Genomic DNA, 14,405 nt, shown 5'->3' on the forward strand with positions numbered 1-14,405 from the left:
AAAAGGAGAAAGCCATGAAAATAGCCGCCATCTACGCCCGTGTCTCTTCGGATCAACAGAAAGAGGAGAAGACCATAGCCAGCCAGACGGCGGCGCTGATAGAATTTTCCCGCCAAGAAAATTACCAAGTACCGGATGAATGGGTTTTCGAAGATGAAGGTTATAGTGGGGCCAATTTAATCAGGCCAGGGCTTGAGCGAATAAGAGATTTAGCCGCAGAAGGTCAAATCCAAGCGGTTTTGGCGCTGTCACCTGATCGGTTGAGCCGGAAATACGCCTATCAGGTCTTGCTGATTGAGGAATTAGCCCGTCATGGCGTCGATATGGTCTTCATCAAAGCGCCGCATTCAGGTACCCCAGAAGATCAATTGCTGTTACAGTTTCAAGGTATGATTGCTGAATACGAGCGGGCGCAAATTTTGGAACGCTCACGGCGTGGCAAGCGTCATCGGGCAAAACAAGGTAAAGTCAGCGTATTAAGTGGTGCGCCCTATGGTTATCGCTATATCCGTAAGACCGAGGAAACGGCAGCCTACTACGAAATTATCGAAACCGAAGCAGATGTGGTGCGTAAGGTGTTCAATCTCTACACAGTTGAAGGACTGAGCATTGGTGCGATTACTCGCCAGTTAACTGAATTAGGTTTGCCAACCCGTAAACAAAAGGCCCGTTGGGAACGTTCTGTTATATGGGCAATGCTGCGTAATCCTGCCTACCAAGGCCGCGCCTGTTTTGGTAAAACGGGTATGGCGGCACGTCAACGCATTACCCGACCACTACGTTTACGCGGCGGTTTTGCAGAATCAAACAGTGCTAGCCATGAGTGTCCACGCACCGAATGGTTAGAGATTCCTGTACCCGCTTTAATCAGTGAAGAAACATTTGCCATGGCTCAGGAAAATTTGGAATACAACAAACAGCATGGGCCACGACGTACCATTGAGCCCAGTATTCTCCAGGGAATGGTGCATTGTCGTCAGTGTAGCTATGCGCTCTATCGAAGCTCGACACGTACGTCAGCACGTAAAATTTACTATTATCGTTGTTCCGGATCCGATGCCTATCGTCATGGTGGGAAAGCCATCTGTGATCAAAAACCCATTCGTCAGGATTTACTCGATCAGCTGGTTTGGACTGAAATTCTCCGCCTACTGGAGGATCCGACACTCATCCAGAACGAGCTAAATCGCCGACTGGAAGCCGCCCGTGATTCCAGTCCAACCAAACGTCGGCAGGAAACGCTGAACCGCGATTTGATTCGGGTGCGTAAAAGCATGGAGCGATTATTAACGGCCTACCAGGAAGAACTGCTGACGCTTGACGAACTTCGCGTCAGAATGCCGCCATTGCGGCAACGAGAACAAACGATACAGGCAGAACTTCAAGCGATCAATCACCAAACAGCGGATCGTGCGGCGTATTTACAGCTTGCCGAAACCCTCACAGCGTTTCTGGAACGCTTGCGCTCAAACGCCGATACCCTCGACATTGGTCAACGCCAACGAATTATGAGACTGCTGGTCAAAGAGGTGATTGTGGGAAAAGATTTGATCACAATTAAACATTCGATACCAAGACAGGTTACGCCGACGGGAGGCAATCCGCAATCGTCGAAACCGCCTACACAGCACAATACGACTCAGATCGATAAAAGTTATCCTTTGTGTAAGGGGCGTGGCTAGTCCGTTACTGGCAAATATATTTCTTCATCTTGGCTTTGATCAATGGATGCACAAAGAATTTCCCTGCATTCATTTTGAAAGATATGCTGACGATATTGTAGTGCATTGTCGCAGTCAGAAGCAGCTGGAATATATTGAAAGTAAAATAAAAGTACGATTTACTCAATGTAAACTTGAGCTTTGCCCAGAGAAAACCAAGATTGTTTATTGCAAGGATACTAACCGTAATGGGGATTATCCAATTCAGAGCTTTGATTTTCTGGGTTACACATTCAGACCAAGAAGTAGTCGGAGCCGTGATGGTAGGTTTTTCGTTAGTTTTTCACCTGCTGTAAGTCGTAAAGCGTTAAAAGCGATGCGGCTTAAGGTAAAAGAGCATCCTGTGGTTGAACGATGCTTTAGTAACAGTGTTGAGGAACTAGCCATAGCGATTAATCCGATGATTCAAGGCTGGATAAATTATTATAGTCGTTTCAGGAAATCAGCAATGTCGACTATTTATGATTATATCAATGGTAAAATCATAAAATGGGCGAGACGAAAATTCAAGCAATTGAAAAGTCGAAAATGGCGCTCTGGTGAATGGTTGCGAAAATTGTACTTAGAAAATCCATTGTTGTTTGCACATTGGCGAGTTTGGAATTGGATGGCTAAATAACAAGAGCCGTATGAGTCGAGAGGCTCACGTACGGTTCTGTGAGAAACTGAAGGGGGCAGTTCCCTTCGGTTTACTCGACCGCCGACCGAGCGGTTTTTTCGAAGCTTAAAACATGAGCAACTAAACTACGAAAAATTCAAGACTAAAGAGGCGGCAAAGCTGAGTATTATTGATTATTTGGCGTTTTATAATGGCAAACGATTGCATTCAACATTAGGCTACCAATCCCCGCTGGAATTTGAACGGGAATTTTACAAGAAGACTGCTTAAGAAAGTGTCCGGTTTTACTTGACCATTACACATAAGGAGTCATGGCTATCCGTGTTTTCAGAGGTAGATCGCTATTTTAATCCTATCAAAGCCAAATTCTCTGTCAATTATTTAGGAAAGATGTCTAGTGTTGCTTATGAAAGTCTGGTGCAACAAGTCGGGCATCACCATCACCCCGTTATTGGCTCTTATGCAGCAACCAGTCCAGCCGAGTTTTTTGCGGTAATCAGCGAATATTTTTTCTGCGCGCCGGAAATTTTGCAGTCGCATTTTGCTGAAGTTTATCAACAACTACAACTTTATTACCGGCAAGATCCGTTACTGCGGCAACATCCTGTTTGCTGAAAATTCCTTACCAGTATCGGGAAGTTCCTGAGGCAATTATACACTGCCATTCATGTTTAGGCAGTTAATCAAGCCGTATGGTGTTTTGGTATTTTGATAGATAGCGCTACTTTTGTATCAAGTTCTTCTGTCATTATATTAAGTTCAGTCGGGCTGCCCATACACAGTCTTTGGAATACCCGGGCGGCAGCGATACCATTGATAACGAAAGCAACAGTGATAGGCAGTGCAAACCAGGGTGCATGATTACTGGCATGAGAAAGCAATAAATCTTCGCCGAGAAAAGCCGGTGAAATAGGAAAGCCGACTAGCCCCAAGAAACTCAAAAACAATAGCAGAGAAAGTTTCGGCTGGGTTTCTGCCATCGCCCGATAAGCAAAGGGTGATTCGGAAAAGTTGTCATTTTTTAGCAGTTTTGCCAAGACAACTATCCCTAATATCCAGGCGGGGATAATGCCACTGGCAAATATCACCACATCGAACCAGGCGGCAGGATTTAAAAACCAAACTGCGACGCCTGCCAAAATCGCGCTTAAGCCGATGGCATTCCAAACCTTGAAGGGGCTGTGTTTTTGACTGAAGGCGCTTAATGATGCCAATACCATCAATACGGATATCGGTATCGATAGATATTTGGTATTAATGCTGGCGGCTACGATGATCAAGCCAACCAAAGCGAAACTGCCTAAAGCATACAGGAGTTTTAGCCAGATATTTAGCGCATTAATAGTTGCACCTATACGTTTTAAGGGATTCCACAGTACAGAGCGCACCAAAAGTTCCAAATTACCTTCTTGCAGCGAGAAGACATACAGTGTGTTTTGTAAGACTTCCGGCAAGGTATTGCGAAGTGATACTGGCAGAAACTCGAATCTTGAATGATTTCTGATATAGAAATCGCTATCAGCAGAGCCTTCCACTCTTAATAAATGGGCTACGATTGATGGTGAAACTAATAATTGATAGCACCGCAGAAAAGCATTACCCAGAAAGTGAATAAGCACCAGCGATTCAAGACCCAAAGCTAGTTCCATGAACATAAAGCCCACTTGGGTAATTGAGGCATAAGCAATTTGGCCTTTGATATTGGACTGTGTTTTCTCAGAAATACTGGCCACAATGACGGTCAGTAAACCAATCATAAATACGCTAAAGCGGGTTGAATAATAATAAGACCATATTGGCGTAGTTCTCAGTAATAAAAATACTCCCAGATGCACTGATAAGGCACCATAAAAAATAGCGCTGGAAGGCGTTGGCCCTTCCATAGCCCTGGGTAGCCAAAAGCAGAAAGGGAACTGTGCCGATTTACCGGAGGCTGCAATCAGGATTAAGGTCGATACCAATAGTAAAGAGGCGTAGCCTGCCGGAGGCATCGCCGGGTTATTAAACAAGTCGGCCAGTTGACTAAAATGCTGGCTTTCATGAAATAATAAATGGCTCATCCAGGCACCCAACAATAAGCCAATGTCGCAAAACCGGTAAATCGTATAAGCTCTTAAGGCGTTACGTACCGGTTGTGCGCGGTGTCTATAAAAAGCGATTAACAAAAATGAGGCGATGCCGACAATTTCCCAACCGGCAAACAATATATCGATAGAACCTGACAAGATGACCAGATTCAGTCCGAACACAAAACCAAAAATAGTCAGGAAAAAACGCTTATAACCGCTTTCCCGATGTAAATAGACGCGGCAATATTTGACGATAATGGAGAAAATTGCCCATACGCAAAAAAGATAAACAGCGCCGATTCGATCCAGATAAAACAAGATGGGGAAGCTGTAGTCGCCGGTTTCATAGAGTGTAAACCACTCATATTCATGATTTGGAAAACCGGCAAGCGCCCACACGATCAGTAAGGCAATAATACTGAGCCCCATGACGTGACTACACCAGAAACTGATGGTCGCAATTTTTTTCTCGTTCCTGTCAGTTAGGAAAATCAATAAAAAGCCCAATAAAGGGAGCGCCAGACTGGTTAAGAGTAAGCCGTTCATGCGTGTATCCGAATAAATTGATGCACCGGTATGGTTTCTGTTTGGCCCAAAAGTATTTCCTCTGAAAGGTTCGCTTGGGGAGTTTCGTTGTCATCCGCAAACTCAACTGTTTCCCAGCCGTTAACGGAATACAGGAAAAGTTGACGGTTTTCAGGGTGGCAAGCAACGAATCTAACCCATTCGTTATCCAACCATTCCTTAAGCGCCCCCAATTTGGCGATGGTTTTATCCAGAATAGCGGGCGTTTGCTCGACGACGATCAGTAATCTCGAAGGCTGATGTACTTCGATCATTTGCGATGGTAAACCCGTGCGTAGATCGCCTTCGACACCGTTGGCAACGCCAAGCAAGCCGATGACATTATGGGGTAGTTTTGTGCCAGCTCCATAAACTGAATTGTCGATGCGTGAAAACAGGTATTCCAGATTAATGCCGCCGCAGACCGGAATAACGGCGGACAGAATTCGGGCCATAATGTCGCCTTGCGCATCCGTCTGAGAGTCGTAGGAATGCAAAAAAGCACGTCGATCCATAAACAAATTTTTGGTTAACGCTCTTCGACCGACGATAGCATAAAGATTATTGGAGTGATTGTATTCCGGGCGCGGTTCAAATATCGAAGACGATCGTTCTATAACATGCTGGTGCGCTTTTTCATTGGGTTGCGATTGTGGGCCCAGCTCAAACCAGCGGCAGCGTTCTCCGGCATTGTTTTCTAAAGCCTGTTTCATGGCTTTCTGAAAAGCAGGTAAACCGGGAGCCGGATGCTGTTCCAACAACTGTTTGTCGAAATAGGTGATTTCATCACGACTGGTATTGTGTAGCGCAGCTACAAATCGGGTGCTGACGGGAATTTCGATGCCGCGATCAAACAGGATTGCCCGCACTGCGTCATGATTAGCCATCCAGGCAAAGGCACGGGCATTGGGTGCGCCAGGCTTTCCTGAACACGCGCCGCAATCGTAAGCGGCAAAATGTGGATTGTTGACGCTACTGGAGCCGTGCGCAACGATGACCACCAGCGGTGAAAAATGTTGTGTCAAGCCGATATTGCGCAATAATCCACCCACGCGGTCCGCCATTTCCGGAAAGGAAAAGCCCAGTAAATAACCCTCTTCCGTGGGTTCCTCTGATTCTCGGAGCAAATGCAGGTGAGTGTGTGTTTCAACTTCGCTTAAGGTTCTTATGTTGGGCAATTTGGAACCTGGACGAAATACATTCCAGGCCATTCTAATGGCGTAACCAATTCCCAGTGTTTGAGTAAAGAGCCAGCCCCTGAACATTGAATGTGCAGTAAAGTGCATATTGGTCAGGTTACCTGACTTGCTCCTGGTTTTATCGCTTGGTTTTTGTTGACTGCTGGCTTCCTTGATCAGATGCTTGGGAATAATAATGTTGGGACATTGGGCAACCGGGTAAGCATCATCCAGGCCTTGATAGAGAAAGTCAATGCCAAAAAATCCGGCAGCACCGAGTGTTTCTATAGCCGGATTGCTTGCTTCAAGATGACGTCTTAATGAACATTCGCGGTCATCGATACAGAATAGTGCCTGGGCTTCAGGTAGAAGCTTTGATTCGGATGCATTAGTTTGCGTATCTTTGGGTTTTAGAGCCTGGAGTAATTCGCTATGCAGCGACCATTCCATCGCTTCGTGCCAGACTCTCAGACGTAACGGAATGATTGGCTTAAAACCGCCATCTTTAAGTAGCGGCGTTCCACTGGTATAGGGCAGGGCGGCAATACCTAAAAACTGGGTGCCTTTTTTCTTATGCAGAAAAGCCAGTTCAATAGCCAGCTCTACAGCAATCATTTCTTTCAGTGAAATTTCGCGGCGGGCAAGCAGGGATTTCGGATTTTGTTCAATGACGTGTACCATACCGGCCCAGCCAGGGTGAGCCAAGAGCATTTCTAAAAGGTATTGTTCGTAAAGTTCCTCATTACCAACTATTTTTTTCAGGCAAACTTTAATGACATCATCAGGGCTTGCAGATAATAATTCATGGACAACGGGTTCATTTAACGGATATAGCGGTAATAAACTGTTTTTTGCCAAGCGCAGTACGCTGTCCCAGAAATGTTCGCCATTTTTGGGTAAGCTCCAGCGACTAATTCCCTGATCCAAAAAGTTACCCAACAACCGGAATAATATCGGATGCACCAGAGCATTGAGATTAACTTCAAGCTGAGTCAACCAGGCGTTGCGAATCCCATGGTTAGCCAGCGAAATGGGTGGATAATGACTGGTCGCATCGGCTTCGAACAAGGTTTCTCTAAGTGCCTCTTGCTTTGGTTTTGTGCAATCGGAGTGTTCGATAGCCCATTCAATCGCCGCTTTGTTAATCCGGCCTTGTTGGTACATTGCTTGATAATCTTCCAAAGGCAAATAACTACGTGCGCCGAAAGTTTTTGCGGCGATAGCGATACCTTCATGAAAAGGATGTTGCTGAAAAGCGTGTAAGGTATTGTGATGAATAAAATCTTTTATCGGCCCCTGGGCAGGAAGCCAGTGAGCAATATGTTCTATTGAGGCATCCAGATTAAACACAGTTTTTTTTGATGTTGCCGTGGAGTTTTCCACAAGCGGTTGGGTGATTTCACGATAAGCCATGTTGTTATTTTTAACCTCGGCATTGTTGGTAAAGGTGCGATACCGTATAAGAGTTAATATCTGATAAAGACTGCATTACACATTAACAAGCACCAAACATGCCAAGCAATAAATGGTTTACCAACGAGCCTGATAGTTTTATTTAACCAATTAATAACTCGATGATAAATAATAGTAATTTACTCTTTATGGGATAGTTTATTGTTATCACCGGAGGTGTTTTAATTGGCTAAAGGTTGAAAATTCTGCCGGGGCAGTGTTTAAATCAACCAAAGCTTTTGGTTGAAATCCCCCGATTCCAATTTTTCTGGTGCAGTAGGAGGCTGTCCGAAAATAGAAAACCTACTGCGGAAAAGCTATTTTGGCCATATTTTCCGTTTATTTTCGTTTAATAGAACAGCTATTTGTCTCAAATGACCAAAATAGCTTTCCCTAGTCGCTACGGTTCCTATTCTCGGACAGACTTCTTGAGTCAATGGCAAATAGATTCTTTAAGATAGATAACTCTGAAATCGGTTTTTGTGGCGTTTTGTATTTGCTTGGTTTTATCAGCAATTCTCATTATGACGAAAACCTATCCGATTTCAGGCTTCGGGGGGCGATTGATTGGGCTTCCCGGTTTATATGACCAGCCTTCCAGCATGAAATCGAGCAGGTGCTCCCAGTTATCGAAACAAAAGTAGGTAGTCAGAGCCTTCATATCATCAAACAAACGTTTACGGGAAGGTAGTTTTTGACGAAGCAAGCAAAACTTGTCGTCCATTAAATCCAGCAGGGTATGTAACAAGTAGGCGAGTAAAATCAGAGTCGCCAGCAAGGAAGACAAGAATTGCTGGCCGTGACCGAAGTTATGCTCGAAGCGATAGCCCTTGGTCTTCAGGGTATTATTGTTTTCATTTTCAATCTTCCACCTGGCGCGTCCGGAGGCAACTATTTCGACAACGTTAGCGTCATCAATCCTCAAGGAGGTTGCGAACGCATTTCGATACAGTACCTTACCGTCTGCCGTGCGGGTGGTGATCTCGCACCAGTTCACCATTAAGGCATCATCGGCATCACGCAAGGGCACGTTGCTGACATAACGATAAGTGTCTGTTTCATGGCGTTTGCCGGTCCAGCGAGTCTGCACCAAGGTTTTAACAATACCGTTACGCGCCAGATCATCAACCCATTCGTACAGCGTCTTATGAGAGTCGGGTTTACAGACCAGGGTGAATTCAAGTCCTTTGGCCAGCAACGCCCGACAAAATGGCTCGTGACAATACAAATCATCGCCGAGCACGGTAGTGCGCAGCGCGGCGTACTGGCTACCCCGACTTTCCAGCCAGCGCAGAGAGGCGTTGATCTCGCAATCCTGTTTTTCATGACCGTCCTGCGGGCGAACAAATTCTGGCGCCAGTGAAATAACCTTGTCACTGCCAGACTTAACCAGCACCGGCGTTATTACTTTGTGCGAATAGCTGACTTTACCGTTACGGTGTGTTTTGCTTGAACAGCAGGGACCGTGGAGCTTTTGTGACGAAAAATAGTCGGTTCCATCCAATGCCAGCAGTAATCGATTGTCTGCTGAGCGAAAAGTATCGATTACCCCCGCCCGTTACAAACCGTCAAATACAAAATCAAACAGCGGATACACTGTCGCAGGCTCTACCGCATCAAGCAGGCTTCGGATGTGATTGTCTGTTGGGATCTTAAAAACACCGAACAGTGTTTGTGCATTGTTTTTCCCTTGTGTATCTTGCATGGTCCGCTGAAAATCTAAAAATGACGGGCTTTGCATGAAAAATACTGAAAATGCACTTAGTCCAGCATCAGTCATCGTATAGTTCGTATTTTTGCCGGTTCGCGGATCAGAAAAAGTTTCAAAAGTGGTATGTAATTGTTTGACTACATCACTAAAGGTCAAGGCATTTAATCCAAAGGGGGCACTCATATCATAGGTCTCAATAAGAATCGGTCTGCCATTTTAGGTGATTAACGTCATAATGAGAATTGCTGTGGTTTTATGGCTTATCACCCTGATTTATCGAAGACATTCATTAATTGCTTAGCCGACAAATCGGCTTGATAATTAAAACTTGGCATATCAATCTCGATTACCAGAGACAAGATTATGAAAAATTTTAATGAGTTGAATAAAAAGTGAAAGAGATTGAGTGGCTTACCGATCTGGAAGAGCATAACTACTCTGCGGCTGAATCTTATCTTATGCTTTTGTACAATAGACATCTTTCCTAAATAATCGACATAGAATTTGGCCTTTATAAGGTTAAAATAGCGATCTACCTCTGAAAACACGGATAGCCATGACACTCCTTATGCCCAATTGCCAAGACACAAGCCTGAAGAATTTTTAAGGACTGTCGGCCTGTCACCAGAAGATTTTCTGCATCTTCACGGTAAGCTGGCGACTTACCTGGACGAACAAAAAGTCCTTAATCCACTGACTAGACGGGGACGAAAAGACTCTAAGCTGGCTTTAGAAGACCGCTTGTTACTGACACTCTATTATCTTCGTCACTATCCGACGTTGATAAACCTGGCTGCGGTCTTCGACATCAGCGAATCTTATTGCCATAAAATTTATGCTCGCACAGTAAGGCTATTGGTCAAAATCGAAAAACTGCCCAACCGCAAGGCACTGTTGGAAGATCCCGCAGCTACCGTGGTCATTGATGTTTCGGAGCAGCCTATCGAGCGCCCTGTTAAAAACCAGAAAGCGTACTTTTCAGGAAAAAAAACGCCACACGATCAAAGTCCAACTCGTGATCTGCCTATTGACGATGACTATACTCTCCGTAGTGATAGGTAAAGGTCAACAGCATGATTTTTCTATCTTCAAAGACAGCCGTCTATTGTTACATCCTGATGCCCTGTTGTTGGCGGATTCCGGATACCAAGGGATAAAGAAACACCATCAGAACTCGACTCTACCGGTTAAAAAGAAAAAAAGGCCAACCGCTTTCGGCAGAAGACAAAGCCGATAATAAGGCACTATCAAAACAGCGTATTTTTATTGAGCATGTTAATCGTCGATGCAAAATTTTCAGGATTACCAAAGATGTTTATCGGGGCAAGCATAAGCATTACTCCCTGACCTGGAATTTAGTGGCTGCTCTTGTTAACTTACGCTATGGCTGTATTTAGGAAAGATGTCTAGTGAATAATCAGTATGGTTACGCTATAGACGATTTAGTTTTAAATTAACATTAAAGCGAACAGTAGAGAGATATAGATTTTTAAATAAATAATCTCTATGCAAAAAGATACTATTCCTTGAAGAGATATTATCTGTGTGAACTTACCGCGGTGTGAATTGGAAAATTTAATTTTCAAAAGGTTATAGATTTAATGACACCCGCTTTTCGGTAAAAAACTGGCATCGATTGCAGTTACCTATTTACTTTTATCCGGTAAGTTATTTAAGGTTAGAAAATTAAAAGAGCGGAGAGATTATCGTAAAAAGGTTTTTTCATTCAGAGAGCTATAATGGCTAAGGTTTCGAAAATTTATCCGTCCTGGCAGGTACGTTAGAGTAGTTAGTAAGATGAAGACAAGCTTACTCTACAGTTTTTCTACGCGGGACATTTTCTGTAGAACAGATGCTATGTAAGTGCATGGAAGCCTTTGGTATGTCGGGCTATTATCATCGTTAACTACATCTTTACATCTTGGAAGCTTCCAGACGGTTTTTTAAATAAAAACTGTCCAAAAATTCGCTTTCATAGCCACATCCATAATGTACCGATCACCAGGGTAATAATGGTTAACGGTGCCCCGACCCGGAAATAATCCCAAAAGCTGATCACAACGCCTTGCTCGGCGGCTTTTTGCACGACAATCAAATTCGCGATTGAACCCAAAATGGTAAAGTTACCCGCCAAAGTCGACGACATGGCGATCGTCAGCCAAGCCGTGTCATGATTTGCCAGTGACTCAACAAACGGCTTTATTATCAGTACAGCAGGTACGTTACTAACCAGATTAGACAGTACCGCCGTGACTGCACTCAAGATGGGTACCTGATCCAAATGCAGATGACTCACGGCAATAATCCAGTCAGGTGTCAACAGGGTACGCTGCGCTCCCGCGACGATAATAAACAAGCCGGCAAACATCAACAAAAGCGACCAATCTATTTCCGCATAAATACGTTTGCTTTTAACGCGCCGCGTCAATAACAGTAAACCACCAATGATGATTGCGGCCTTGGCGGGCGGTTGACCGGCAAAAAACAGCGCAATCATAACGACAGTCGCCAATAACGCGCGTATGACCAGCACACGCTTAATGCGCAGTTTTGGCTTTACCACGAGCAGCGGTTCGGCACCAACAAATTCTTTACGGTAAAACAGGACTATCAATGCCGCTGTTATCAACAACCCGATTAACGCTACCGGCCCCAGTGCCAGCGCAAAGGTCGGGTAAGGAATACGGGAAAAACTGCCAATCATAATATTCTGAGGATTGCCGGTGATTGTAGCTGTCGACCCCACATTCGATGCCATCGCAACTGCCAACAGATAAGGCACCGGATTACGCCCCATTCGCCGCGTCAGTTCCAGCACCAAGGGTGCGAGTACCAGACAAATTGCGTCGTTAACCAAAAAAGCAGAAAATATCCCGGATATTGCAGTAATTGCGCACAGTAAAATTAATGGTTTTTTCGCGTGCTCCATAACCCAAATGGTGGCAATCGCAAAGAAACCGGACAGACGCAAACTAGCGACAAGAATCATCATGCCGAGCAGCAAGGTAATCGTATCAAGATCAACGGCTTTATAGGCTTCTTCCAGCGACAGTGCACCGGAAGTGACCATTAAACCGGCACCGACCAGCGCCACACCAGCCCGATCGATATTCAATCCGGGTATTTTACCAATAGCCAGCGCCAGATAACTGCCAACGAAGATAACAGCGGCCGCGATTTTCTTGATTTCATCATCGAAGCCCAAACTGGCCGGTAGCAAGCCGGGGGTTACGGCAGCGATCAGCGCGATAGCGATGATGAGGAGAATCAAAGTAATACTGGCAAAGCGAGGCCAATGACGCTGCCTTGACAGTGACTTTATCTTTAGTGGGATGGTTTCGGGTACCGAGGAGCTTACCTTAGGCATCCTGCATAGCCGTCGTTAAGATCGGTATTAATTTGGCAGGACCTGTTTCAGGCATCGCTATCCAATACAACAAGAAAGCGATTAACGCAATACCCGAGAGAAACAAGAAGGCCGCATCAAAGCCTGCCGAATCGACGATCAGACCCGCCACCATATGGCTCATTGCAGCGCCCAAGCTCCAGCATGTTGAGAGCACACCAAGAGCGAAGCCATAATGTCCGGTTCCTTTGGTAAGGTCGGCAACCACAATAAAAAACAGGGCGCCAAAAATACCGGCACCGATACCGTCAAGAACTTGTATCGACACCAAAAAAATCGGATCTTGTGAAAACGTATAAAGCAAACCGCGGAGAGGCAGTACGGCAAAACCCACCAGAAAAAATGCTTTGCGCCCCCAAATATCGGCTTTACTGCCGACCAACATCGCGGTGGGAATCATGACAATTTGTGCCGTGATAATGCAGGCTGCCATAACCAGACTCTCGGAACCGGGTTGACTTTGTGCAAGCTCTTGGCCCAACATGGGTAACATTGCCGCATTGGCAAAATGGAACAGGGTGATTAAAGCGGCAAAGATTTGCAATGGCTTGCTCTGAAACAATTCACGCAGGCTCACCGGTTGTTGGTTATGATCATGTTCCTCCATGCCACGCGCCTTATCGTTGTCGATTGCCGTAGCCTTTATGCTCAATACGGCCACTATGCTGAAAACCGCTGCCAGGGCAACCAACCATAACATCGCTTCTTGAGCCAGTGCCCAACCAGCGACACCCGCCAGCAGAGCCGTGACTACATTACCGGCATGATTAAACGCTTCATTACGCCCGATCCTATAAGTAATGGCCCGAGAACCGACCAGGCCCAAAGAAATAGCCGCGATAGCAGAGGGTAACAAGGCATCGGCGACACCAATCACCGTTTGGGCGACAGCCACCGCCCAAAAACCATGAAACCAGGTGATCAGTAACGAACAGATAGCAACCACAACTGCCGCACCGACAATAAGACCACGTTTGGATGAGCTCCAATCGATAAGTGCGCCCATGGGGGCTCGTGCCAAAGCGGTTGCCGTGCCACCAATCATCATAATGATCCCGATCTGGCCAGAGTCCCAATGTTGGCTGGAAAAAAGGTATATAGCCAAGAAAGGGCCAAGACCGTCTTTAACATCGGCAATAAGAAAATTTAGCCAATCGAGAGCAGAGGTACTTTTAATGGTTCGAGTAAATTTTCCGAGAGGGGTATTATTTTGGTCATTAATGGCTGTTGTGGTCATGGAATAGCTCACTTGGGTTGGTATTGTTGAGTTGTTACTATTAATCCATTAAAAGCAGTCAAACCGCTTTCTAAAGACCGTTGATGAAGATGTTATCGTTATTAGTACTTACCTGTACCAAGTAACGAGACTATCAAAATCTTATTATCATTCTAGCTTTAACTATTGAAGCATTCCGTACGGTGGCGCACATGGAAGCATAATGTAGCTACACTTAACCGTACACCTATTTTAAAACAACCCGAAAAATAGGGAATGTGTGTCGAATATGAATCAAGAAAAAACAAAAAATAAAAGTATATGCTCGATACTCACGTTTTTAAGCTTAGGAAAACAGCGGATAATCAGGTGACTGTTAGAATCTGATATATTCCAGCAATATGTTAATGCACGAGTTAGCGCACATTATAAAAACCTTTGTAGTTGATTTAGGTGTAGCGTTAGCTAA

At 45.0% G+C, this 14,405-nt stretch carries 10 protein-coding genes and 2 pseudogenes; 7 read left to right on the plus strand and 5 right to left on the minus strand.

The window, feature by feature from the left end; genetic code table 11:
* Window positions 1-14: 14 nt before the first annotated feature.
* From KKZ03_RS13510 to KKZ03_RS13520, 4 genes and pseudogenes are all read left to right on the plus strand, one after another.
* Window positions 15-1,682, plus strand: a complete 1,668-nt coding sequence (locus tag KKZ03_RS13510) for a recombinase family protein (RefSeq protein WP_243217348.1) — start codon at window positions 15-17, stop codon at window positions 1,680-1,682.
* A 46-nt stretch (window positions 1,683-1,728) separates the two neighbouring features.
* Window positions 1,729-2,340, plus strand: a complete 612-nt coding sequence (locus KKZ03_RS13515; RefSeq protein WP_243217349.1) for a group II intron maturase-specific domain-containing protein — start codon at window positions 1,729-1,731, stop codon at window positions 2,338-2,340.
* Between the two features lie 96 nt (window positions 2,341-2,436).
* Window positions 2,437-2,610 (plus strand): annotated as a pseudogene (locus KKZ03_RS22070) (IS3 family transposase); the annotation flags it as partial.
* A gap of 18 nt (window positions 2,611-2,628) precedes the next feature.
* On the plus strand, window positions 2,629-2,955 hold the full coding sequence (locus tag KKZ03_RS13520; RefSeq protein WP_243217350.1) for a zinc-dependent peptidase: 327 nt from the start codon (window positions 2,629-2,631) through the stop codon (window positions 2,953-2,955).
* Between the two features lie 68 nt (window positions 2,956-3,023).
* On the opposite strand, the gene KKZ03_RS13525 is transcribed toward KKZ03_RS13520, so the two are convergent.
* The 3 genes and pseudogenes from KKZ03_RS13525 to KKZ03_RS13535 all read right to left on the minus strand — a co-directional run bounded on the left by KKZ03_RS13525 (window position 3,024) and on the right by KKZ03_RS13535 (window position 9,497).
* Window positions 3,024-4,955 carry a proton-conducting transporter membrane subunit gene (locus tag KKZ03_RS13525; protein WP_243217351.1) on the minus strand — a complete coding sequence of 644 codons (1,932 nt, stop codon included), beginning with the start codon at window positions 4,953-4,955 and terminating at the stop codon, window positions 3,024-3,026.
* Window positions 4,952-7,564 (minus strand): YbcC family protein, encoded by a 2,613-nt coding sequence (locus tag KKZ03_RS13530; RefSeq protein WP_243217352.1) that lies wholly within the window; start codon window positions 7,562-7,564, stop codon window positions 4,952-4,954. Before KKZ03_RS13530 ends, KKZ03_RS13525 begins: the two co-directional genes overlap by 4 nt.
* Window positions 7,565-8,138: 574 nt before the next feature.
* Window positions 8,139-9,497 (minus strand): annotated as a pseudogene (locus KKZ03_RS13535) (ISNCY family transposase).
* 393 nt (window positions 9,498-9,890) lie between these two features.
* On the opposite strand from KKZ03_RS13535, the gene KKZ03_RS13540 reads away from it, so the two are divergent.
* The 3 genes from KKZ03_RS13540 to KKZ03_RS21925 are packed head-to-tail and all read left to right on the plus strand — an operon-like array spanning window position 9,891 to window position 10,711.
* Window positions 9,891-10,376 carry a transposase family protein gene (locus tag KKZ03_RS13540; protein ID WP_243217353.1) on the plus strand — a complete coding sequence of 162 codons (486 nt, stop codon included), beginning with the start codon at window positions 9,891-9,893 and terminating at the stop codon, window positions 10,374-10,376.
* On the plus strand, window positions 10,330-10,551 hold the full coding sequence (locus tag KKZ03_RS13545; protein ID WP_305852352.1) for a transposase: 222 nt from the start codon (window positions 10,330-10,332) through the stop codon (window positions 10,549-10,551). The genes KKZ03_RS13540 and KKZ03_RS13545 overlap by 47 nt, the downstream gene beginning before the upstream one ends.
* Window positions 10,481-10,711 carry a transposase family protein gene (locus KKZ03_RS21925; protein ID WP_305852382.1) on the plus strand — a complete coding sequence of 77 codons (231 nt, stop codon included), beginning with the start codon at window positions 10,481-10,483 and terminating at the stop codon, window positions 10,709-10,711. Before KKZ03_RS13545 ends, KKZ03_RS21925 begins: the two co-directional genes overlap by 71 nt.
* A 575-nt stretch (window positions 10,712-11,286) precedes the next feature.
* On the opposite strand, the gene KKZ03_RS13550 is transcribed toward KKZ03_RS21925, so the two are convergent.
* Both KKZ03_RS13550 and KKZ03_RS13555 read right to left on the minus strand, forming a co-directional pair.
* The gene (locus tag KKZ03_RS13550) at window positions 11,287-12,681 is read right to left on the minus strand and encodes an anion transporter (protein WP_243217354.1); all 1,395 of its coding nucleotides are present in this window, start codon (window positions 12,679-12,681) and stop codon (window positions 11,287-11,289) included.
* Window positions 12,674-13,957, minus strand: a complete 1,284-nt coding sequence (locus KKZ03_RS13555) for an MFS transporter (RefSeq protein WP_243217355.1) — start codon at window positions 13,955-13,957, stop codon at window positions 12,674-12,676. The genes KKZ03_RS13550 and KKZ03_RS13555 overlap by 8 nt, the downstream gene beginning before the upstream one ends.
* Between the last annotated feature and the right edge of the window lie 448 nt (window positions 13,958-14,405).

Source organism: Methylobacter sp. S3L5C (assembly GCF_022788635.1).
Taxonomy (GTDB): domain Bacteria; phylum Pseudomonadota; class Gammaproteobacteria; order Methylococcales; family Methylomonadaceae; genus Methylobacter_C.